The sequence below is a fragment of the Chitinophagaceae bacterium genome (assembly GCA_030053935.1).
Lineage (GTDB): Bacteria > Bacteroidota > Bacteroidia > Cytophagales > JASGCU01 > JASGCU01.
In genome coordinates, this window is record JASGCU010000037.1 from 1 (window position 1) to 21,510 (window position 21,510).

The window sequence follows — 21,510 nt, forward strand, 5'->3', positions numbered from 1 at the left end:
GAATAAAAAAGCAAGCGGATGAAGACCGAGCAAGAGCCGAAGGCAAATTAGAAGGAGAAGCAATTGGAATTCAAAAAGGAGAAACAATTGGAATTCAAAAAGGAAAAATAGAAGAAAAAATAGAAGGAATCATAAAAGCTCTCAAAAGAGGAAAGCTCACTATAGAAGAAATCGCTGAAGATTTTGATGTAACTATAGATTTTGTGCTTACGATTAAAACAGAAAATAAATTGTAGTTTTGAATTCAGAATGCAAGATCTCCTTTACAAAAATACCGAATGTGAAAACTATCAATAGGTTTAAAATTAAATATTTGTGTAAAAAGAACTTCCCGGACACCATCTTTTGAGTGAATATACAATACAGGAAGCGAGGAGGGAGCTTTAGAAAAAACTATTTGGATTCTTTTGCAACCAGATTTGAGAACTTATGAACAACGCATTTTACCAGTCTAAATTCTATTCAGAGCGTTTTCTTTTTATATTTTTTTTAATAACAGAGAGGCTTCTTGTTCTGTGCTTTCGTACCTTGCATATTTTTTTGCTTGGGAGAGCATTTTGATTGCTTTTTGTTTTTCTCCTTTTATGATATATATTCTTGCTCCTCCCAAATATGCAACGCTGAGATAATGTTGTCCTTTGGGTTGTATTATATGTCCCATTTCTATTGCCTTAAGATAGGATGCTAGTGCGATATCGTATTTTTTTTCTTTTTTTTCTATTATAACAGAAGCATATACCTGTGCCGAAAATGTATAATACGGATTGGCATGGAGCATCAGTTGGTGTATAATCGGAAGAGATTCTGCATATAATCCATTATTTACCATTGCTTCCACTAACTTGATTTTGAAAAATGGGTTATGAGGATATTCGTTTGTAAGTTTTGTAAGATAAGCAATAGCAACGTCTGGTCTTTTTTCAAATCGTATATTGATAAAAGATATATACATAGTAGCTTCTACTTTTATAAAAAAAGTTTCTTTTGTTGCTCTCTCTATTTGAGCAAGTCCTAATTGTATATTTCCCTCTCGTAGAAACCATATAAGGGGCTTTACCAAAGGATGCAGCTGTTCATACTTGACACGAAAATAATTATACACTCCTATCATAAAAAGAAATTCAGGGTTTTTGTTTACCAATGTATTCCCTTCTTCCAAAATGTTATAGATGGCTTTTGCTTCTGAGGCCGCTTTTATATAACTTCCTTCTTCGGAAAAGTATTCTCCCAAAAGTCCACGTCCTACGAGTTCAAAAAATAATGCTTCTTCTCTAAAGAGTTTGTTTTGTTTTAGAATATGAGCAGTTTCTACTACTTTTTCCACATTCTGTAAAAATGCTTTGTAAGAATTATGAGATACGGCATCTTTCAAAGGCATTTCTTCCCATTGGATAAGCATTGCGTCCATAAGATGAAGAACCGGATGGTTTGGGAGAGAAAAGGAGATTTTTTTTCTATAAAACCTCCCCGAGTCAAATTGATAATTATAGATATAATCTATCCCTTTTTTTACTATAGCGGTATTTTTGGGATTATCAAAGAGTTGTGCGTGCATGTCTGTTGAAAAACAAAATACTATGTATGTAGAAGAAAGGTATGTTTTGAGAGAAGACATATTTTTTATCTATGAGTTATAAACGAATCAGAAACAATGAAAGAAAATGATATTATACAAATACCAAATCGACGAAGCTTTAATATAATAAACGGCTTATATAATTTCTAAAAAAGCTACTATACCTCATCACCTTACGCAAAAATATAATAAAATCTCATTCTTTTATCCTTTAAAAATGTTACAATAAACTTTTTGAAGATAATGTTTGCCTAAGGTGAGCCATTTATAATAAATTCTTTTTCTTATTCTGTAAGATTCATAATTTTTATTTTTTTCAATTGTCCATAAATCAAAATGTTTTTGTTTCGATGTAGAGCAAGGCAAAAGATATTAATCACTCACCTTACGCAAAAATACCATAAAATTTCATACCCTTACAATTTAAATACGAATAAACTGTACATTCATTTGAATTGCATCATTATGAGCATTGAATGAAATTAAAAAACCCCAAAAAATAGCATAAAAAAGTTACCAATCATTAAAATATTAAAATAAACTTTTCGAAGATATTTTTTGTGTAAGGTGAGTTAATAAAAAAAATGATATAAAAACAGATTAGTGAATATTTACTTTTTTTTGAGTATAATGTTTTTTTAAGATACATCAAATAATTACATATATTTTTTTAATAACAATACAAAATACATGAAAACAAAACAGTATATATTTTTTGCTATAGCATTGACCGTAGCATTTAGTTGTGGTAAAAAAGCAGAAGACCAAACAGCAGTAGTCCGTGGTTTCATTGCTGAAAAAGCGATGGTCGTGTCGGCACACCCTCTTGCTTCTCAAATAGGAGTAGATATTTTGAAAAAAGGAGGAAATGCTGTGGATGCAGCTATTGCAGTAGGGTTTGCTTTGGCAGTAGTATACCCCGCTGCTGGGAATATTGGCGGTGGTGGGTTTATGCTTATACGCCAAGCGAACGGAGAAAAATTCTCTATAGATTATAGGGAACGCGCACCTATGGAATCTCATAAAGAAATGTTTTTAGATGAAGTAGGAAATGTAATAGAAAATCTCAGTGTTTATGGGCACCTTGCCGCAGGAATACCTGGCACGGTAGATGGTTTCATTACCGCACATAAACAATATGGAACTATTGCATGGAAAGATTTAGTACAACCTTCTATAGATTTAGCCAAAAATGGATTTGTCCTTACCAAGAAAGAAGCCCATTCCCTGAACAATCACAGAGATAAATTTATACAATACAATACCGTCCTACCTACTAATGTTCTAAAAGATGATATGTGGAAAGAAGGTGATACTATCTTTTATACTGATTTAGCCGAAACCCTTACCCTTATCCGTGACCAAGGAAGAAGTGGATTTTATGAAGGAAAAACAGCAGAAAATATAGTAAAAGAAATGAACAGAGGGAAAGGAATTATGACCGTAGAAGATCTAAAAAACTACAAATCTATATGGCGAACCCCTCTCTCTACTTCCTATAAAGGATATACGATAACCTCTATGGCTCCCCCCTCCAGTGGAGGAATTGCACTTATACAACTTCTCAAAATGGTAGAACCGTATTCTCTGAAAGATCTAGGATGGCATACCCCTGCTTCTATACATCTTATAGCAGAAGCGGAAAGGAGAGTTTACGCAGATAGAGCAAAGTTCCTCGGAGACCCCGATTTTGTAAAAATTCCTCTCAAAGGACTTCAAGATTCTCTCTATAATAACCAAAGAATGAGTAGTTTTAATCCCGATAGCGCCTCTTCTTCTCAAAAAATAATAGAAGGAAACCCTTATTATATAGTAGAATCCGAAGAAACTACCCATTATTCTATAATAGATGCAGAAGGAAATGCTGTTTCTGTCACTACCACGCTTAATGGTGGGTATGGAAGCCATGTATTTGTTGCAGGAAGCGGTTTTTTACTCAATAATGAAATGGATGACTTTAGTGTGAAGCCGGGCTTTGCTAATATCTACGGACTTGTTGGGGGAGAAGCAAATGCTATACAACCCTATAAAACCATGCTCAGCTCTATGACTCCAACTTTTGTAGAACAAGAAAACAAACTCCTTATGGTAGTAGGAACACCTGGAGGTGCTACTATTATTACTTCTGTTTTTCAAACTATTCTCAATGTATTAGAACATAACATGGGAATGCAAGAAGCAGTAACTGCGGCACGCTTTCACCATCAGTGGATACCCGACCTTCTCTTTGTAGAAGAAAATACTCTCCCAAAAGAAGTAACAGACAAACTCATACAAATGGGGCACACCCTGAAAGAACGAGATAAAATAGGAAGAGTAGATGCTATACTTGTACTTCCCAATGGAAAGTTAGAAGGAGGAGCAGACCCAAGAGGAGACGACACCGCAATCGGTTTTTAATGCTTTTATCTTAGCTATACAATAGCACACTGGTTCAACTAATGATACTGATAAAAAGTATTATAAATCAGTTAAACCAGTGTGCTATTTTGCCCAATAATCAAAATAAATATATGAACATCGGAATTATTTGTTACCCAACTTTTGGAGGAAGCGGAGTAGTGGCAACAGAATTGGGAAAAGCATTAGCACACTTAGGTCACAAAGTCCATTTTATAACCTATTCCCAACCTGCTCGCCTTGATGTTTTTCATGAAAATATCTTTTATCACGAAGTAGAGTTTTTATCATATCCACTCTTTCAATACCCACCTTACGAATTAGCTTTAGCAAGTAAAATAGTATCCGTTGTCCTCTTTGAAAAATTGGATATTCTCCATGTCCATTACGCTATTCCCCACGCTTCCGCCGCTTATACAGCAAAACAAATCCTGAAAACAAAAAATATACATATCCCTTTCATAACCACTCTTCACGGAACAGATATTACATTGGTGGGAAAAGACCCTTCTTACGAACCCGTTGTTACCTTTTCTATCAATAATTCTGACGGAATAACCGCTGTTTCTCAATCTCTCAAAAAAGATACCTATAAACATTTTCCCATACAAAAAGATATTTTGGTTATTCCTAATTTTGTAGACCATAAAAGGTTTAAGAGAATAGAAAAACCACAACTCAAACATACTATATGCCCCAATAATGAATATCTATTAGTGCATACCTCTAATTTTAGAGAAGTAAAACGAATAGAAGACGTACTAAAAGTATTTATAGGAGTCCGAAAATCTATTCACGCAAAACTGATACTCATAGGGGATGGACCTGAAAGAGCAAAAGCAGAAAAAATAGCTCGTGAAAGCAATATATGTAACGATACCAAATTTTTAGGGAAAGTAGATACAGTGGAAGAGATACTCTCTATAGCAGATTTGTTCTTAATCCCCTCAGAAAAAGAAAGCTTTGGGCTTGCTGCTCTCGAGGCAATGGCTTGCGAAGTCCCTGTTATATCTTCTAACGCAGATGGCCTCCCAGAAGTAAATATTCACGGTAAAACAGGATTCATGAGTAATATTGGAGACACCGAAGATATGATAAAGAACGCTCTTTTCATCCTCCAAAAAGAAAATACACACTCCTTCAAAAAAAATGCGTATATCCAATCTACAACATTTGGAGTGCAAAAAATAGTCCGTATGTATGAAGATTTTTATAATCATATCCTATCACTCCATACTTCTTTATAATTTACTACCATCTCCTTTCACCCCCTAAAATGCGAAAAGATTTTATTTGTTCTCAAAAACACTCAACGGGGTATGGATAGTTTTTCATCCGAGATACATTACTTCCAAAATTATTCCATATTTTTAAAATTCAATGTGTGTAACAAGAACTTTTCGGATACACTCTATGGTAATCTTATTGTTTTCACAAAATGAACTATTAGAATTTTTTTTAAAATTAGAAAAGATCATTTTATTTTTATATTTTATCAATTGAAAAAATATGGAAAGAAAACACAATGACCGTAAAATAATAACAAACAAACACATAACATCTATGAATAAAGAACGAGTAGTAATAGTATCAGCCGTAAGAACCGCGATGGGAAGTTTTGGAGGGAAATTAGCACCGTATAGGGCAACAGAGTTAGGAGCATTTGCAATAAAGGGAGCTTTGGAAAAAGCAAAAATAGATGCCGACGAAGTAGACGAAGTATATATGGGAAATGTGCTATCAGCGTATTTAGGGCAAGCTCCTGCAAGACAGGCAGCATTAGGAGCAGGATTATCAAAAAAAACGATAACTACTACCATCAATAAAGTATGTGCTTCAGGTATGAAAGCGATTATGCTCTCTGCACAATCTCTTTTATTGCAAGAAGCAAAAGTAATAGTTGCCGGAGGAATGGAAAGTATGAGCAATGTGCCTTATTATGTACCTAAATCCCGATTTGGATATAAATATGGACACGGACAATTGATAGATGGACTGCTCTATGATGGTCTATGGGAGGTTTATAATGGCTTTCCGATGGGAAATTGTGCTGAAAATACTGCCCGAGAGATGAAGATAGGGAGAGAATCCCAAGATGAGTATGCTGTTCAATCTTATAAAAGATCTTTAGCGGCTACAGAATCGGGACTTTTCAAAGCGGAAATTATTCCGATTCAAACAAAAAGTAAGCAAGGAGTGGTAGAATTTGCAGAAGACGAAGAATATAAGAATGTGGTCTTTGAAAAAATACCAAAACTTTCTCCGGTTTTTGATGCAAATGGCACTGTAACAGCGGCAAATTCTTCTACTATGAGCGATGGGGCGGCGGCTTTGGTTTTAATGACAGAATCCCATGCAAAATCCTTACATTTGAATCCCGAAGCGACTATTGTATCTTTTGCTGATGCAGAACAAGACCCACTTTGGTTCACTACTACCCCTGCTCTGTCCATTCAAAAAGCTCTTCACAAAGCAAAAATAAATATTTCTGATGTAGATTATTTTGAGATAAACGAAGCATTTGCTGTAGTAGCCCTCGCAAATATGCAATTATTACAAATCCCCACAGAAAAAGTAAATGTTTTTGGAGGAGCAGTTGCATTAGGACATCCATTAGGAGCATCGGGAGCCAGAATTTTGGTGACCCTGATAAATGTTCTAAAACAAAAAAAAGGAAAAATAGGAGTAGCGAGTATTTGTAATGGAGGCGGAGGAGCATCTACAATAGTTATAGAAGTGTAGATAATTCCTCTCACAAAACAAAAATATTTTGTTTGTTTCTATTAATTTTGTATATTGCCTTTCAAAGAATGAAAAAATATTTTCATAATTATACTCATAATACTTAGCATAAAAAATGATACCATCATTTCCTCAATTTAAACACATAGAACTTTCAGATAAAGCAGAAATAGAATCTTTCACAAAAAAAATTCCTTGTTACTCAGATATTAATTTTATAAGTATTTGGAATTGGTTTGGCAAAGAAGAACCTACAGATGCGGATGCTCTCTTCTCTGTACTTAATAATAATTTAGTCATCAAGTTTACTGATTATGAAACACACAGCCAATCTTTTCTTGCTTTCATAGGAGAAACAAAAATAGATGAGACGGCTGAAATTTTATTGGTATATTCACAAGAACACTACCATCTCAATGAACTTCGTCTGATACCTGAGGAAATTGCCAGATGTCTCAATTCCGATAAATGGGAAATAATAGAAGACAGAGACCAATATGACTATATATTAGATATTGAAAATTTAATGGACTTACCTAATTGGAAAAGTAATGAGATGTCTAAAAGAAACCTCATAAAATTTCAAAAAAATGTTGTAGATTATAAGTTTTACGATGTAGAATCAACACATATACCAAAGATAGAACTGATAAATCTTTTCTATCTATGGGCAGCAGAAAAGAAACTTGTCCTCCCCGATTTTCAATCAGAGACAGATGCCTTAAAAAGATATTTTGACCTAAAGTATAATAACCTTCGTTTATTTGTTCTTAAAAAAGGGACTAAAATAATTGGATTTAAAGCAATAGAACTCATTAATAATGAATACGCAATGCTCCATTTTTCAAAAGCAAATGTAAAAATAAATGAAGGAATAGGGATATATGAAACCATATACTGGCTCTTATCAAGGGATTTTTTAACCCGTATGAACTTAAAATTTTTGAACATACAACAAGATTTGGGGATACCAGGATTAAGAAGAGGAAAAGAAAAATTAAGACCTGTAAAGTACCTGAAAAAATATATAATCAAATCTAAAGAGGGGTTCTAAAAATTGGTCTCTTCAAAAAAAATGATACAGTTTTTAGGATTTGAATTTTTAGAACCCCTCAAAAATTCAATTTTTAGATCCCATCTTACTCATTATTAATAAAAAACTATAAAAAAATGAACCCCTCTGAAAAAAAAGTATTTATGTTGGATGCAATGGCTCTTATTTATAGAGGACATTTTGCATTTAGTAAAAGCCCTCGCATCACCTCAAAAGGAATGAATACAGGAGCTATATTAGGATTTACAAATACATTATTGGAAATTATCAATAAAGAAAAACCAAGCCATATATGCGTTGCTTTTGATACCCATGCTCCCACATTTCGGCATATACAATATAAAGAATATAAAGCACAAAGACAAAGTCAACCCGAAGATATTACTACAGCCATTCCTTGGATAGAAAAGATATTGAAAGCATTTGAGATACCGATTCTGAAATTAGATGGCTACGAAGCAGATGATATCATCGGAACTTTTGCAAAAAAAATGTCAAAAGATGGGTTTGATGTCTTTATGGTAACATCTGATAAAGATTACGCACAATTAGTAGAAGAGCATATCTTTTTATATAGACCGGCTTCCTTCGGTACGGGATTTGATATATTGGGAGTGGCAGAGGTTTTGAAAAAATTTGAAATAGATACTACAGACCAAGTGCGAGATATATTGGGATTACAAGGAGATAATGTGGATAATATACCCGGCATACCCAGTATAGGCGAGAAAACCGCAGTAAAACTCTTGAAAGAATACATGAGTTTAGAAAATATTATCGCCAATGCACCGAGTATAAAAGGAAAACTGGGAGAAAATATTGCCAATTATGCAGAGCAGGGAAAACTTTCTAAAGAATTGGCTACTATTTTTTTAGAAGTCCCCTTAGAGTTTGATATAAAAAATGCTTTCTATACAGGTGGCGATAAAGCAGAAATCAAAAAACTTTTTACAGAATTAGAGTTTAGGACCCTTTCCAAACGCCTCTTTGGAGAAGAACCCAAAATAAGTAAAGAAGTACCTCAATTATTTGAAAGAGAAATACAAACTATTCCTCAGGAATCGGAATCCTCTTCTACAGAAACAGAACCCAAAAAAAACGCATCTTCTGTGGTACATGACTATCATCTTATTCAAACCGATGAAGAAATACAATCTCTTCTTTCTTTTCTCCAAATACAAACAGAGTTTTGCTTTGATACAGAAACTACCAGTGCAGATGCTTTTGAAGCAGACTTAGTAGGAATATCATTTTGTTGGTACCCTACCGAAGCATACTACATTCCTATCTCTGCCAATCAAACAGAAGCATTGAAAACAGTGCAGCAATTTTATAGTATATTTGCGAATGAACGTATTGCTAAAATAGGACAAAACATAAAATACGATATGATTGTTCTAAAAAAATACGGAATAGAAATAAAAGGAAAACTTTTTGATACGATGATTGCTCATTATCTTTTATCTCCCGATACAAAACATAATATGGATGCTTTAGCAGAACATTATTTAAACTATTCCCCCATATCCATAGAGACCCTCATCGGAAAAAAAGGACTCAATCAAGGAAATATGCGTGATGTAAACAAAGAAGCAATAAAAGAATACGCCGCAGAAGACGCCGATGTAACCTTTCAACTCAAAGAAAAAATAGAAAAAGAACCCTCATTCCACGAAATAAAAAAACTCTTAGAAGAAACCGAGATACCACTTATGGAAGTATTAGCAGAAATGGAATTTACAGGTGTCAAAATAGATACGGACTTTTTAAACCAAATGTCATTAGATATCGCAAAAGAATCACAAATAGTAGAGCAAGAGATATACACCATCGCAGGAGAAAGATTTAATATCTCCTCACCCCAGCAATTAGGAAAAATTCTTTTTGATAAACTCAAAATAGGCGACGTTCCTAAAAAAACAAAAACAGGACAATATGCCACAGGAGAAGAAATTATTTCTAAACTCGCCCATAAGCATATTATCATCCATAAAATTTTAGAATACAGAGAATATCAAAAACTCAAATCTACTTACGTAGATGCCCTTCCCACTATGGTGAGCAACAGAGATGGAAGAGTTCATACAGATTATAGGCAGACAATAGCCGCAACAGGCAGATTGAGTTCTAATAATCCTAATCTTCAAAACATACCCATTCGGACAGATAAAGGAAAAGAAATTCGCAAAGCATTTATTCCCCGTGATGAAAATTACAAAATCCTCTCAGCCGATTATTCACAGATAGAACTCCGCATAATAGCAGCTTTTGCCAAAGACGAAAGTATGATAGAAGCATTTAAAAACGGAAGAGATATTCATACCACCACCGCATCTAAAATATTTCATATACCGATAGAAAAAGTAGATAACCAAAAAAGAAGAATTGCCAAGTCCGCAAACTTCGGTATCATCTACGGAATATCCGCATTTGGATTATCCGAAAACCTCAACATATCCCGAACCGAAGCCAAAGAAATTATAGATTCTTATTTTCGAGAATTCCCAGGAGTAAAAAAATACATGGACGAATCTATCAACAAAGCAAGGGAAACCGAATACGTAACTACTATTTTAGGAAGAAAAAGATTTCTGAGAGATATAAACTCACGTAACCTCACACAAAGAGGATTTGCAGAGAGAAATGCCATCAACACTCCCATACAAGGAAGTGCCGCAGACCTTATAAAAAAAGCAATGATAACCATACACCAATGGCTCCAAAAAGAAAAACTACAAACAAAAATGATACTACAGGTTCACGATGAATTAGTATTCGACGCCCATACAGATGAACTAGAAATGCTCAAAATACAAATCCCTGCTATGATGCAGAACGCAATAGATATTGGCGTACCAATAGAAGTAAGTATGGGTATAGGAAATAACTGGTTAGAAGCACATTAAATAGAATATATGAGCAAAAACACTGTTGCTTTGGTATGGGGCATAGTAATTTTGTGTGGAATTATAAATAATGTATCCGCACAAGAAAAAAAAACAGAAAACGAAGAAGAATTTTCTTTCGAACCAAAGTACGAATCACCACTGAAAATAGAACTAAAAACAGAAGATTCTACCAAAGTTATCCCCCTAGAAGAAAAAAAAAAGAAAAAAAGAATTTTTTGGGGAATAAAAACAAAAAAAGGATATACCATATCAAGAGTCCGAAAAAATGGAGTGAAAACCGTAACCGTAGAACTCTTCTACTACATAAAAAAATACCAAGAACCCCAACCATATATACGTAATATTTATTGGTTTCATAAGGGAAAAAGAAAAATAATAATATCCCGAAATGTTCATAAAAAAAGAGGAAAACTCTTACACGGTCCTTATAAAAAAACCATAGGAGAACAAGTGGTAGAAGAGGGATTTTTTTATAAAGGAATGAAACACGGAAGATGGATGCAGTTTAATACTAAAAATATACTCATCAGTAAAAAAAAATATTATAAAGGATTGTTCTCAGAAACAAAAATGAGCTATTATGACGTAGAAAAAACAAAAATCAAAGAGATACTCCCTATAGAAAATGACGAAAAAAACGGCAGATACTACGCTTTTCACGAAAATGGAGAACTCGCAGCCGAAGGCGAATATCTCTTTAATAAGAGAGTAGGAATTTGGACAGAATACTATGACAATAAAAAAAAAAAAAGAGAAATCCAATACCCAAAAGACCCATTTGACAAAGAATACTCCTCTTATATTACCCAAGAATGGAACCAAAAAGGAAAACTTATCTACACAAATCCCCTTTATAAACCACCCAAAAAAAAATAAGAAATAAGTATATGACCTTGATAGAACAATGGAACCCCTTTATTCAAAAATATACAATATATATCCAATTCCATAGATATTTTGCTCTCAACTCCATAGAAGCATACACACACGATATACGGACATTGATGCAATTTTTAGAATATAAACAATGTTTTTTGCAAATATCCGAAGTGGAAGATATACATATCTATAATTTATTAGAACACCTGAACGATGAACTACACATATCAGAGGCAACCCAAGCCCGCATCCTTTCCGGATTAAAATCATTCTTTGGATACCTCTTAGAAGAAAAAGATATAAAAAAAAATCCACTAGAACTGATAGAATCTCCCAAAGTACCAAGAAAACTCCCCGATACCCTTTCTTATAACGAAATTACACAGATACTCGAATCCATAGACCTCTCTACAAAAGAAGGTATGAGAAACAGAGCCATGATAGAAGTTCTCTATGCCTCCGGATTACGGGTCACCGAATTAGTATCTTTGACCTTACAAAATGTGGATATGGAAATTGATTTTTTAAGAGTTGTAGGGAAAGGAAATAAAGAACGATTAGTCCCATTAGGTTCTGATGCAAAAAAATATATCCAAATCTACAAAGAACACGTGAGAATCCATATCCCTATTCAAAAAAAATATCAGCAATATCTTTTTTTGAACAGACGAGGAGGAAAACTGACAAGAGTGATGATCTTCCTCATTATTAAAGAATTAGCAAAAAAAAATTCTCCTCATAAAACTATAAGTCCCCATACCTTTCGCCATAGCTTTGCTACACATCTCATAGAAGGAGGTGCGGATTTAAGAGCCGTACAAGAAATGTTAGGACACGAATCCATCACTACCACTGAAATCTATACGCATATAGACAAAGAATATCTGCGGGAAATAGTCAATAAATACCACCCAAGAAAATAGTTTCATGATGAATTATAAATGAAAAATGGTTAGAAACTACTCCGATAAACAAAGCCCACGCTTTCAAACGTGGGCTTTGTTATTGTATAATCCAATAAGTAAAAAAAACACTATTTGCCAAATTATGTCCCCTTTTTAAAAATGGATTAAAAAATACTATGGAATCTTGCATTTCCATCTGTATTTAATTCCCATTCCCCAATTTTGTCTATATTTTAATCAAAGACTCAATGTAATGAATCGGAGATTATGGTTATCAGATCGGGGATTTAAGTTATTTGATTTGTGTTCTACAAATATTTCGATGCTATGCAGCTTTTAATTTGTATGTTGTTTTGTTTTTTTACCACTCTTGGCGCTCCAAAGGAGGAGCTGGGGCAGTTCAAAAAAAGGATTCTACCAAATATGTCCCAACTACGTTGCTTTTTAAGGAGGTATCCCTATAATCTTTGTAGAAAAGTGCTACAACATACAAATTAAAAGCTGCATAGCACCGAAATGCCATCTTTTGATTTGGATTCGATCTTCTACGATGGGCAGATGTGGTGTTTTTTTGTGGAACTTGTGAGATAGTTTATTTATAAAATTACACAAAAGACACGAAGAATACATTCATAATTCATAATTTATAATTATATTTTATATATTACCGTTTTGCATTTCTCAATCCCGTTTCATAATACTGCACTCTCAATGAAAAAACATGTTTTTAAAAACCACTATCCAAAAAACTATAAAAGTAGGAGGGGTTACCCTCAATCAAACGCCACTTCGCTGGACAGAAAATAAACAAAATATTATCCATTCTATAAAAGAAGCAAAAGAGAAAAAGGTAGAGCTTCTCTGTTTTCCCGAACTCTGTATCACGGGGTACGGCTGTGAAGATTATTTTCTTCACCGTTGGGTTGTACAAAGAGCATTAGATATTCTTTTGGAAATCAAAGAAGAATGTAGTGATATTGCTGTGTTAATAGGGCTTCCTCTCTTTTTTGAAAATAAAATATATAATACCACTGCTTTCATTTCTGATACACAAATCATGGGTTTTTATGTCAAACAAACCCTTCCAAACTATGGGGTACATTACGAACAGCGGTGGTTTTCCCAATGGAAACCCGAGTTTAGAACCGAAATACAGATGAAGAATGAGACATATCCCATAGGAGAGATTATTTTTGAACTGAACAATATATCTATTGCAGTAGAGATTTGTGAAGATGCATGGAGCCAAATACGACCCGCTTGTAGATATGTTCAGCAAGGCGTAGATATTATTCTCAATGCCAGTGCGAGCCATTTTGCTTTCCAAAAATATAAAGAACGTGAAAAACTTGTACAAGAAAGCTCTAAAACTTTTAATACCCTCTATATATATTGCAATTTGTTAGGAAATGAGGCTGGTAAAATAATCTATGATGGGGATATTATTATTGCTCACAGGGGGAATATATTAGAAAGAAATGAACGTTTTTTATTTACAGAATATACAATTATTACCGCTGATGTGGAACTCAATAAAATAGATTATAATACTTCTCTTTCTCAAGAATATATTTCGGAGAACGAAGAATTTGTAGCTGCTTGTAGTTTGGGGCTATATGATTTCATGAGAAAAACAAAATCTAAGGGCTTTACACTTTCCTTAAGCGGAGGGGCGGATTCCGTAACTTGTGCTCTTTTAGTCAGAGAGATGGTCAAACGGTCTGTCCAGCAAATTGGAATATATTCTTTTTGTAAAAACATAGGGATCCCTCTGCTTCTCAAAGAATCCGATATAATGAAACAAATACTTATTACTGTTTACCAATCTACTGAAAATAACTCTGATACAACATTTCTTTCTGCTCACAATGTAGCAAAAGAGATACATTGCACGTTTCTTTCTTGGGAAATAGATTCTCTCATAGAGCAATCTCTTCATACCGTTCAATCGGCTCTCCATTATAATTTTACTTGGGAAAAAGACGATACTACTCTCCAAAATATCCAAGCAAGAATACGATCTCCCTTAGTTTGGCTCCTTGCGAATATTCATAATTATGTTCTTTTAACTACATCTAATAGGAGCGAAGGAGATGTCGGCTATGCGACTATGGACGGGGACACAAGCGGAGGACTCGCTCCCCTGGCAGGTGTCAGTAAACATTTTATAAAACAATGGCTTCTATGGGCAGAAAAAAATCTTGGCTACTCTCAGCTTCTGTACGTAAATGCCCTGAAACCCACAGCAGAACTGCGCCCTATTGAAACCAAACAGACAGATGAAAATGACCTTATGCCATACAATATTCTCTTACAAATAGAAATACTTGCCATAAAAGAAAAATTATCTCCCCAAGAAGTATTGCAAACATTACTTTCTCAAGATACGGGAATAGAAGAAAAGGCTCTGAAAGGGTATGTGAAAAAATTCTATTCTCTTTGGAGCAAAAGCCAATGGAAACGAGAAAGAATTGCTCCCGCTTTTCACTTGGATACTTTTAGTATTGACCCAAAAGGATGGGGAAGGTTCCCCATCATATCTGCAAGCTTAGAAGACGAATTACTATAAGTACTTAGCAAAATTATTCAACCACAAAGAAGCAACATACAACAAAGATGGGCGTAGCCCATCTAAAAAACACATACTCAAATCACAAAAAAAAGAATGCAACTTTCAAGGTTACAGATAAAAGGATTTAAAAGTTTTGGCGATAAAGTAATTATCGAGTTTGATAAGGGAGTCACCGGAGTAGTAGGTCCTAATGGAAGCGGCAAATCCAATATTGTAGATGCTATAAGGTGGGTTCTTGGAGAACAAAAAACGAGTTCCCTTCGCTCTGATAAGATGGAAAACGTAATTTTCAACGGAACAAAAAACCGAAAGCCCACGAACCTCGCCGAGGTCTCTCTTACTTTTGAGAATACAAAAAATATCCTCTCCCCAGAATATTCTCAAGTGACTATTACCCGAAAATACTATAGAACCGGAGAAAGCGAATACGAACTAAATGGAATACCTTGCAGATTAAAAGATATTACCAATCTTTTTTTAGACACAGGCATTGCCTCTAATAGCTACGCTATCATAGAACTCAAGATGGTAGATGACCTTTTGAATGATAAAAACAACTCCCGAAGGGGACTCTTTGAAGAAGCCGCAGGAATCTCTAAATATAAGCTCCGTAAAAAAGAATCTCTCAAAAAACTATCCGACTCCGAATTAGATATTGCTCGGGTAAATGATATTATTTTTGAAGTAGAAAAAAATCTCAAAAACGTAGAAAAACAAGCCCAAGAAGTACAGGTTTTTCTCCAACTCAAAGAAGAATATAAAAACTACAGTATCCTGTTTACTAAAAAAAAAATCACCTCATACCAAATTGTTTTCGTAGAACTATCACAAAAAAAACAGAAAGAAGAAGACCTTCGTGTTTCCCTCCAAAAGCAGCATCTAGAAAAAGAAGCATATTTGGAAAAAAACCAAAATGAAACTATCCTCCACGAAAAAACTTTGAATGAAAAACAAAAACAACTCAACGAATATGGCAACACTATACGACAATATGAAAGTGAAAAAAAAATCAAAAACGAAAAAATACAGTATCTCAAACAAAAAAATGAAATTCTACAAAAACAAATCCAAGCAGATACCCATATCATAGAAAATGATACCCTCGCTTTAGAAAATCTTACCAAAGAAAAAAATACCTATCAAAAACTTTTAGCAGAACAAACACTTTTGTTAGAAACAAAAATAGAAGAATTGGAAGCCCTCAAAAAAAAACAAGATACCCTGCAAAATAAAATCCACGAAAAAAATACCCAAGCAAAAAGAAATACTCAAAAACTATACGAACTCCAAAAAGAAATAGAAGTAAAACAATCACAAATAACAGGAATACAAACCGAAATGGAAGCAACCATTTTCGAAACACACACAAAAAAAGAACTTATTCACACACTCCAAGACGATGTGCAGCATGCTTCCAAACAAAAAGAATTGTATATAAACACCATACAAACACTCAAAAAAGAAGAAACTGAGAGAGATGAACAAATAGAAAAACTGACCGATGAAATAAACAACTTTTCTAAAGAAATAGACACTCTGAAACGCAAGAGAGAACTCCTTCAAAATGAAACGATGCTCACCAAGTCATTTTTGGAAAATATGGGAAGCGGCTCCCAGTCCATTAAATTCCTCAAAAAAAAATATCCCCGAAAACAAATACCACCCTTTGTTGCAGACATCATTACCTGCCCCGATTTGTATAAACCAGCTTTGGAAAGTTTTATTGAACCATATACTCATTATTTAATCGTAGATGATATAACAGAAGCCAAAGAGTGCATTCAACTATTAGCCGATTCCTCCCAGGGAAAAGCATATTTTTTTATTTTACAAAACATCCAAAATACTACTGCCGATCCTCCACAGCATATTCCCAATGCTATCCATCTGCTATCCATTATTCAATACAAAAAAAAATACCAAAAACTCATAGAACTCCTGTTTGCAAACGTGTATATTACCCCTGCTCCCCCAAAAAATGAAAACTATAACTTCATTACTCAAGACGGAAAATATATAAAATATAACCATATAATGTATGGAGGATCTATTGGAATTTTTGATGGAAATACAATAGGAAAAAGGCAAGATATTGAGAACTTAGAACAAGAGATCCTCACATTACAGCAAAAAATTCAGGAAATAGAAACCCAATCTTTTCCCAAAAAAGAAGCCCTAGAGACACTTAAAAAACTCTCTCGCAGAGAAGAAATTATTCAAAATGAAAAAAATTTGCAGAAAATAACTTCTGACGAACTCACTCTCTCCCTTAAAAAAGACCAATGGACACAAAATATATTGCAAAACGAAACCAAGCAAAAAGAATTATCCCTTAAAAAACAAAAATACCAAGAGGAAATAACCGCTCTGATTCTATTACATAAAGATTTGGAAACCATTTCACAAGAACAAGAGGACATATTGCAGGCAGAGAATGACAGCTTGGCAGAAATAAAAAAACAAGTCAATAAAGCAAACGAAGAAGCACAAAATCAAAAAATCCTCACCCTGCAACAGCAAAATAAAATAGAATCCACAGAACAAGAGATGCAGTATAGACAAAAAAATATAAACGCAAACACGAAAAGAATCGAAAATTATCAAGAAGAAATTGCCAAAAACCACGAGGATATTGAAATTGCTACCAATACTTTGGAAATAAACGAAGAACACCTTGTTAAAATGTATGAAACAAAAGTTTTTTTTGAAAAAGAACTGCAAGAAAAAGAAAGAGAGTATTTTTCTCTGCGAGAAATGGTCAATGAACTAGAAAAAGAAATTCGCTCCCTGCAAAGAAAAACTGAAAACTCTAACCAAACCCTCGCTGATTTAGAAAATAAAATAGCCCAAAATACTATACAAATAAACGCCCTCAACGAAGGTATATTTCATAAGTTTCAAATATCCATAGAAACAACCGAAATACCCGAAGATTTTCCAAATGCCACAAAAGATATGTCCGAAACCGAATTGGAAAGCAAAGTAGAGGAAGTAAAACGAAAAATAGACGCCCTCGGACCTATCAATTATACAGCCCTCGAGACCTTTCAAGAAATAAAACTGCGATATGATTTTTTAATTCGGGAAAGAACCGACCTATCCAATGCAAAAGAGTCCCTTCTGCAGACCATACAAGAGATAGAACTCACCGCCAAAACACTATTTTTAGAGGCATTTCATAAAATAAGGGAAAACTTTTTGAAAGTATTCCGCTCTCTTTTTACCGAAGAAGACATTTGCGAACTCACCCTCCTGAACCCCGATGATATACTAGAAAGCCCCATAGAAATAACCGCAAAACCAAAGGGTAAAAGACCCCTCTCCATCAACCAACTCTCAGGAGGAGAAAAAACCCTAACCGCCATATCCCTTCTTTTTGCAATATACCTCCTAAAACCCGCTCCTTTCTGTATCTTTGATGAAGTAGATGCCCCATTAGATGATGCTAACATTGATAAATTTAACAAAATCATTAGAACATTCAGCGAACAATCGCAATTTATTATCATTACCCATAATAAAAAGACAATGGCGAAGGTAGATATTATCTATGGAATTACTATGATAGAAATGGGAATTTCCCATATTGTCCCTATTGATATAAGAAATTTAGAATGATAAAAATAAAACAGAACCAACCATTTCCATGGTAATACTATAAATGCTCTTATACTCAAATCAATTTGAATGGAAGTGACAAAAAAATTACTTTTGATGCCCTTGTAGTTTTGTAAAATTTGATTATCAATAGGTTTAAAATTTAATATTTGTGTAAAAAAGACTTTTCGGACACTCTCTTTATTATTGAAATGCAACCATCGCAATACAGTAAAAACTTTCTATTTTGAAGCCATCGATGCTCAATAAACTTAACTCTGTAAATACAGTACAAGCAATAAACCAATATGGTGTAAGAGATAGGCACTGTTTGCTGTTTAATCCGATTAGGAATAGAAATATTGCTACCCATCTTGTAATTACGTCAACCGGTTTTGAAAAGTAAGGTTCGGTTATATAAACACTTAAAATTAGTGCAAGTCCTGTCGCGATTAAAACTGCATTTAAGTTGTTGTTTGTGTCAACAAGAAATTGCCTGTCATTAGAAAAGTAGTAGCCTATGCCTAAAATTAAGCCAATGTAAATTGCAACAACTGAAAACCTCTGTTTAATATTTAACTGCATTTCGTCTGTGTTTGTGTCATGGTAATTTTCATTTGAAGCTTGATTTTTCTTGTTTGCATTGTCTTCATAGGGTTGCCACTAACGAAAAATTATTGGCGGCGGTGCGGCTTTCGTATCTACACGCACGACTGTTGTAGATACGGAAAATGTTTCAAATTTAGGGGCTGGCATTGTCGGTCTGTTGTATGTTACACGCATTTTATCATCTCATAATCAGGTTTTTGAGTAAACAAATTACCATTGATAGAATTAATTTTACTTAAAGTAGCTTTTATTGCTTCTTCTGATTTATCAATTCCAATCCAATTTCTATTATTTAGATGCGCTGCTTTTAAAGTTGTTCCTGAACCACAAAAACAGTCTAATACGATACTATTCTTATTACTTGATGTTTGCACGACAATATTTAATAAATCATCATTTTTTTCCGTAGGATAAACCGGATATTGAGGGTCTTTAAATTCCCAAATATCTTGCATTCGCTTTCCTTCTTGTTCATCAAAATATATAATTTTTCGTGGATTACCATTATCCGACCATTCAATAAGTCCTTGACTATCCCACAATTCTAATGTTTCTATATCAGTTCGCCAATGTCTGCCAATAGGAGGCAAAATTCCTTTAAATGCTTTTGATGTATTTCCATTTACGGTTTCACCTGGTGCATGTAATGGAATTGTAGTAAAATGTCTGCCTCTTTTGTCCTTTTTGGGAAAGAGTTTTATTTTATCTTCCGCAGTATAAGGCATTTTAGGTTCATTCCAAATTAAATTATCCGATTTTGAATAAAAAAGTATTAAATCTTTTATGTTGCCGTATCCTTTTCTTGCAAAATTTTTCGGGTTACATTTCACTCTTGTTATATCATTGCGAAAATTTTCTATTCCAAAGATTTCGTCCATTATCATTTTTACGTAATGTCCAATTTTATAATCAATGTGTAAATAAATTGAACCTTTATCGGAAAGTAATCTTTTCAATAAAATTAATCGTTCTCGTAAATATTCAATAAATTCGTAACCTGTTAAATTATCAGTGTATGCAATTTTACCATTTTTACTACTGCTAATTGTACTTGCTCTTTCTTCTGTTATTGTAAATGAATTATTCGTTGCAAAAGGCGGGTCAATATAAACTAAATCAATTTTTCCTGCCAAATTATAATCTGTTATTAATTTTTTTAAAGCTATTAAATTTTCACATTCAATTAATTTATTTACACTTGTAGAATTATTTTGACTTATAAATTCACAATTTGAAATAGTATTGAATATCTCATTTTCAGTCCGTTTGTTAGGATATTGTAAAATCATAGGATTATAATTGGTATAAAAACTCACGTAAAACCAAAGCACTCATTATATTGGAATTAGCATATTTTGTTGTAATATCAGTGTAGTATTTACTTTTGTTGATTAACCAAGGAATACCGTCTACAATACCTATGCTTACAACACCTTTGTAATTTGCGTTAATTGTTGAAATAATATCAACGAACGATTTATCTTGATTACCACCAATATCTGTAATAAATTTTGCTTCGCCTAAAACGTATTTTTTATTAAATCGTGCAATAAAATCTAATCCTTTTCCCTTATTATATCCAAATTTTTCTCTTGCAAAAGCAAGTAAAACAGCGTCATTCCCACCAAGTATTGCGTTATCATTATTACTTAAAAAAGTTTCAAGATTTACTGGCGCAATTCCTAATGATTTATTTTGTATCCAACGACTAAACATTGCCCCATTTGAGTATTTGTTTCTTTGGGTTCGGTACATTTCTCATAAAGTTTATTTAATCCAAGTTGATATATGCTCCCTGCCAATCGGTTTACCGTTTGAGGATTTCTTAATAAACTTGCATTATCTTTTCTTAAAAATGAAACATAGCTATTTTTGATAGGGAATTTCTTTAATTTCAAAAGGGTAGAAATCAATTCAATATTATCCTGATTTTCAAATGCAATTTCTATTTCTTTCCATTTTTTCTGATTAATATCTCGTATTCCTTCTGGTATCGTTGGATATACTTGAAACAAATCATCTAAATAAGACCTTTGATTTGCATATTCAATGCTTAATTCTGTCCAATAATTCATATTTTTCTAATTATTTTTCTGCAAATATAATCGTTATTTCAATCCTATCAAATTTGTTCTATGGTTGTTTTAATTGCGTGTAACGTTTTGCGGCTTGGCGAAGTGGCGGAAATCGAAGCACGAATGTTCAAATTAGCACAAATGTTGAATAGAATTTCGAATGTTCAAATTAGCACTGAAGCCCCGCTTTTG

General features: G+C 33.7%; 15 protein-coding genes. 10 read left to right on the top strand and 5 right to left on the bottom strand.

The window, feature by feature from the left end:
- The coding region (locus QM536_05355) for a hypothetical protein (GenBank protein ID MDI9356433.1) at nucleotides 1-236 on the top strand (236 nt) is incomplete at its 5' end.
- Between the two features lie 242 nt (nucleotides 237-478).
- Here QM536_05355 and QM536_05360 read toward each other — a convergent pair.
- Complete coding sequence (locus QM536_05360) at nucleotides 479-1,615, bottom strand: hypothetical protein (GenBank protein MDI9356434.1); 1,137 nt, start codon at nucleotides 1,613-1,615, stop codon at nucleotides 479-481.
- A 651-nt stretch (nucleotides 1,616-2,266) separates the two neighbouring features.
- On the opposite strand from QM536_05360, the gene ggt reads away from it, so the two are divergent.
- The 9 genes from ggt (at nucleotide 2,267) to smc (ending at nucleotide 18,655) form a co-directional block, all read left to right on the top strand.
- Complete coding sequence (gene ggt / locus QM536_05365; GenBank protein MDI9356435.1) at nucleotides 2,267-3,976, top strand: gamma-glutamyltransferase; 1,710 nt, start codon at nucleotides 2,267-2,269, stop codon at nucleotides 3,974-3,976.
- Between the two features lie 41 nt (nucleotides 3,977-4,017).
- Nucleotides 4,018-5,223, top strand: a complete 1,206-nt coding sequence (bshA, locus tag QM536_05370) for an N-acetyl-alpha-D-glucosaminyl L-malate synthase BshA (protein ID MDI9356436.1) — start codon at nucleotides 4,018-4,020, stop codon at nucleotides 5,221-5,223.
- 262 nt (nucleotides 5,224-5,485) lie between these two features.
- Complete coding sequence (locus tag QM536_05375; protein ID MDI9356437.1) at nucleotides 5,486-6,718, top strand: acetyl-CoA C-acyltransferase; 1,233 nt, start codon at nucleotides 5,486-5,488, stop codon at nucleotides 6,716-6,718.
- Between the two features lie 115 nt (nucleotides 6,719-6,833).
- The gene (locus QM536_05380; GenBank protein ID MDI9356438.1) at nucleotides 6,834-7,772 is read left to right on the top strand and encodes a phosphatidylglycerol lysyltransferase domain-containing protein; all 939 of its coding nucleotides are present in this window, start codon (nucleotides 6,834-6,836) and stop codon (nucleotides 7,770-7,772) included.
- A 116-nt stretch (nucleotides 7,773-7,888) separates the two neighbouring features.
- A complete protein-coding gene (polA, locus tag QM536_05385) occupies nucleotides 7,889-10,678 on the top strand; it encodes a DNA polymerase I (protein ID MDI9356439.1) in 2,790 nt (929 codons plus the stop codon).
- Between the two features lie 9 nt (nucleotides 10,679-10,687).
- Nucleotides 10,688-11,557 carry a hypothetical protein gene (locus tag QM536_05390; protein MDI9356440.1) on the top strand — a complete coding sequence of 290 codons (870 nt, stop codon included), beginning with the start codon at nucleotides 10,688-10,690 and terminating at the stop codon, nucleotides 11,555-11,557.
- A gap of 11 nt (nucleotides 11,558-11,568) precedes the next feature.
- Complete coding sequence (gene xerD / locus QM536_05395; protein ID MDI9356441.1) at nucleotides 11,569-12,483, top strand: site-specific tyrosine recombinase XerD; 915 nt, start codon at nucleotides 11,569-11,571, stop codon at nucleotides 12,481-12,483.
- Between the two features lie 703 nt (nucleotides 12,484-13,186).
- Nucleotides 13,187-15,034 carry an NAD(+) synthase gene (gene nadE / locus QM536_05400; protein MDI9356442.1) on the top strand — a complete coding sequence of 616 codons (1,848 nt, stop codon included), beginning with the start codon at nucleotides 13,187-13,189 and terminating at the stop codon, nucleotides 15,032-15,034.
- Between the two features lie 96 nt (nucleotides 15,035-15,130).
- Entirely contained in the window at nucleotides 15,131-18,655 is a 3,525-nt protein-coding gene (gene smc / locus QM536_05405) for a chromosome segregation protein SMC (GenBank protein ID MDI9356443.1), read from the top strand.
- 183 nt (nucleotides 18,656-18,838) lie between these two features.
- On the opposite strand, the gene QM536_05410 is transcribed toward smc, so the two are convergent.
- From QM536_05410 to QM536_05425, 4 genes are all read right to left on the bottom strand, one after another.
- Complete coding sequence (locus tag QM536_05410; GenBank protein MDI9356444.1) at nucleotides 18,839-19,219, bottom strand: hypothetical protein; 381 nt, start codon at nucleotides 19,217-19,219, stop codon at nucleotides 18,839-18,841.
- Between the two features lie 188 nt (nucleotides 19,220-19,407).
- Nucleotides 19,408-20,532, bottom strand: a complete 1,125-nt coding sequence (locus tag QM536_05415) for a site-specific DNA-methyltransferase (GenBank protein MDI9356445.1) — start codon at nucleotides 20,530-20,532, stop codon at nucleotides 19,408-19,410.
- A gap of 4 nt (nucleotides 20,533-20,536) precedes the next feature.
- On the bottom strand, nucleotides 20,537-20,959 hold the full coding sequence (locus tag QM536_05420; protein MDI9356446.1) for a hypothetical protein: 423 nt from the start codon (nucleotides 20,957-20,959) through the stop codon (nucleotides 20,537-20,539).
- Nucleotides 20,926-21,318 (bottom strand): hypothetical protein, encoded by a 393-nt coding sequence (locus QM536_05425; GenBank protein ID MDI9356447.1) that lies wholly within the window; start codon nucleotides 21,316-21,318, stop codon nucleotides 20,926-20,928. The genes QM536_05420 and QM536_05425 overlap by 34 nt, the downstream gene beginning before the upstream one ends.
- Nucleotides 21,319-21,510 lie beyond the last annotated feature (192 nt).

Coding starts and splice junctions, on each gene's coding strand:
- polA (MDI9356439.1), top strand. CDS start 7,889: ATGAACCCCTCTGAAAAAAAAGTATTTATGTTGGATGCAATGGCTCTT.
- QM536_05410 (MDI9356444.1), bottom strand. CDS start 19,219: ATGCAGTTAAATATTAAACAGAGGTTTTCAGTTGTTGCAATTTACATT.
- QM536_05415 (MDI9356445.1), bottom strand. CDS start 20,532: ATGATTTTACAATATCCTAACAAACGGACTGAAAATGAGATATTCAAT.
- bshA (MDI9356436.1), top strand. CDS start 4,018: ATGATACTGATAAAAAGTATTATAAATCAGTTAAACCAGTGTGCTATT.
- xerD (MDI9356441.1), top strand. CDS start 11,569: ATGACCTTGATAGAACAATGGAACCCCTTTATTCAAAAATATACAATA.
- QM536_05380 (MDI9356438.1), top strand. CDS start 6,834: ATGATACCATCATTTCCTCAATTTAAACACATAGAACTTTCAGATAAA.
- QM536_05375 (MDI9356437.1), top strand. CDS start 5,486: ATGGAAAGAAAACACAATGACCGTAAAATAATAACAAACAAACACATA.
- QM536_05390 (MDI9356440.1), top strand. CDS start 10,688: ATGAGCAAAAACACTGTTGCTTTGGTATGGGGCATAGTAATTTTGTGT.
- QM536_05360 (MDI9356434.1), bottom strand. CDS start 1,615: ATGTCTTCTCTCAAAACATACCTTTCTTCTACATACATAGTATTTTGT.
- nadE (MDI9356442.1), top strand. CDS start 13,187: ATGTTTTTAAAAACCACTATCCAAAAAACTATAAAAGTAGGAGGGGTT.
- QM536_05425 (MDI9356447.1), bottom strand. CDS start 21,318: ATGAATTATTGGACAGAATTAAGCATTGAATATGCAAATCAAAGGTCT.
- QM536_05420 (MDI9356446.1), bottom strand. CDS start 20,959: ATGTTTAGTCGTTGGATACAAAATAAATCATTAGGAATTGCGCCAGTA.
- ggt (MDI9356435.1), top strand. CDS start 2,267: ATGAAAACAAAACAGTATATATTTTTTGCTATAGCATTGACCGTAGCA.
- smc (MDI9356443.1), top strand. CDS start 15,131: ATGCAACTTTCAAGGTTACAGATAAAAGGATTTAAAAGTTTTGGCGAT.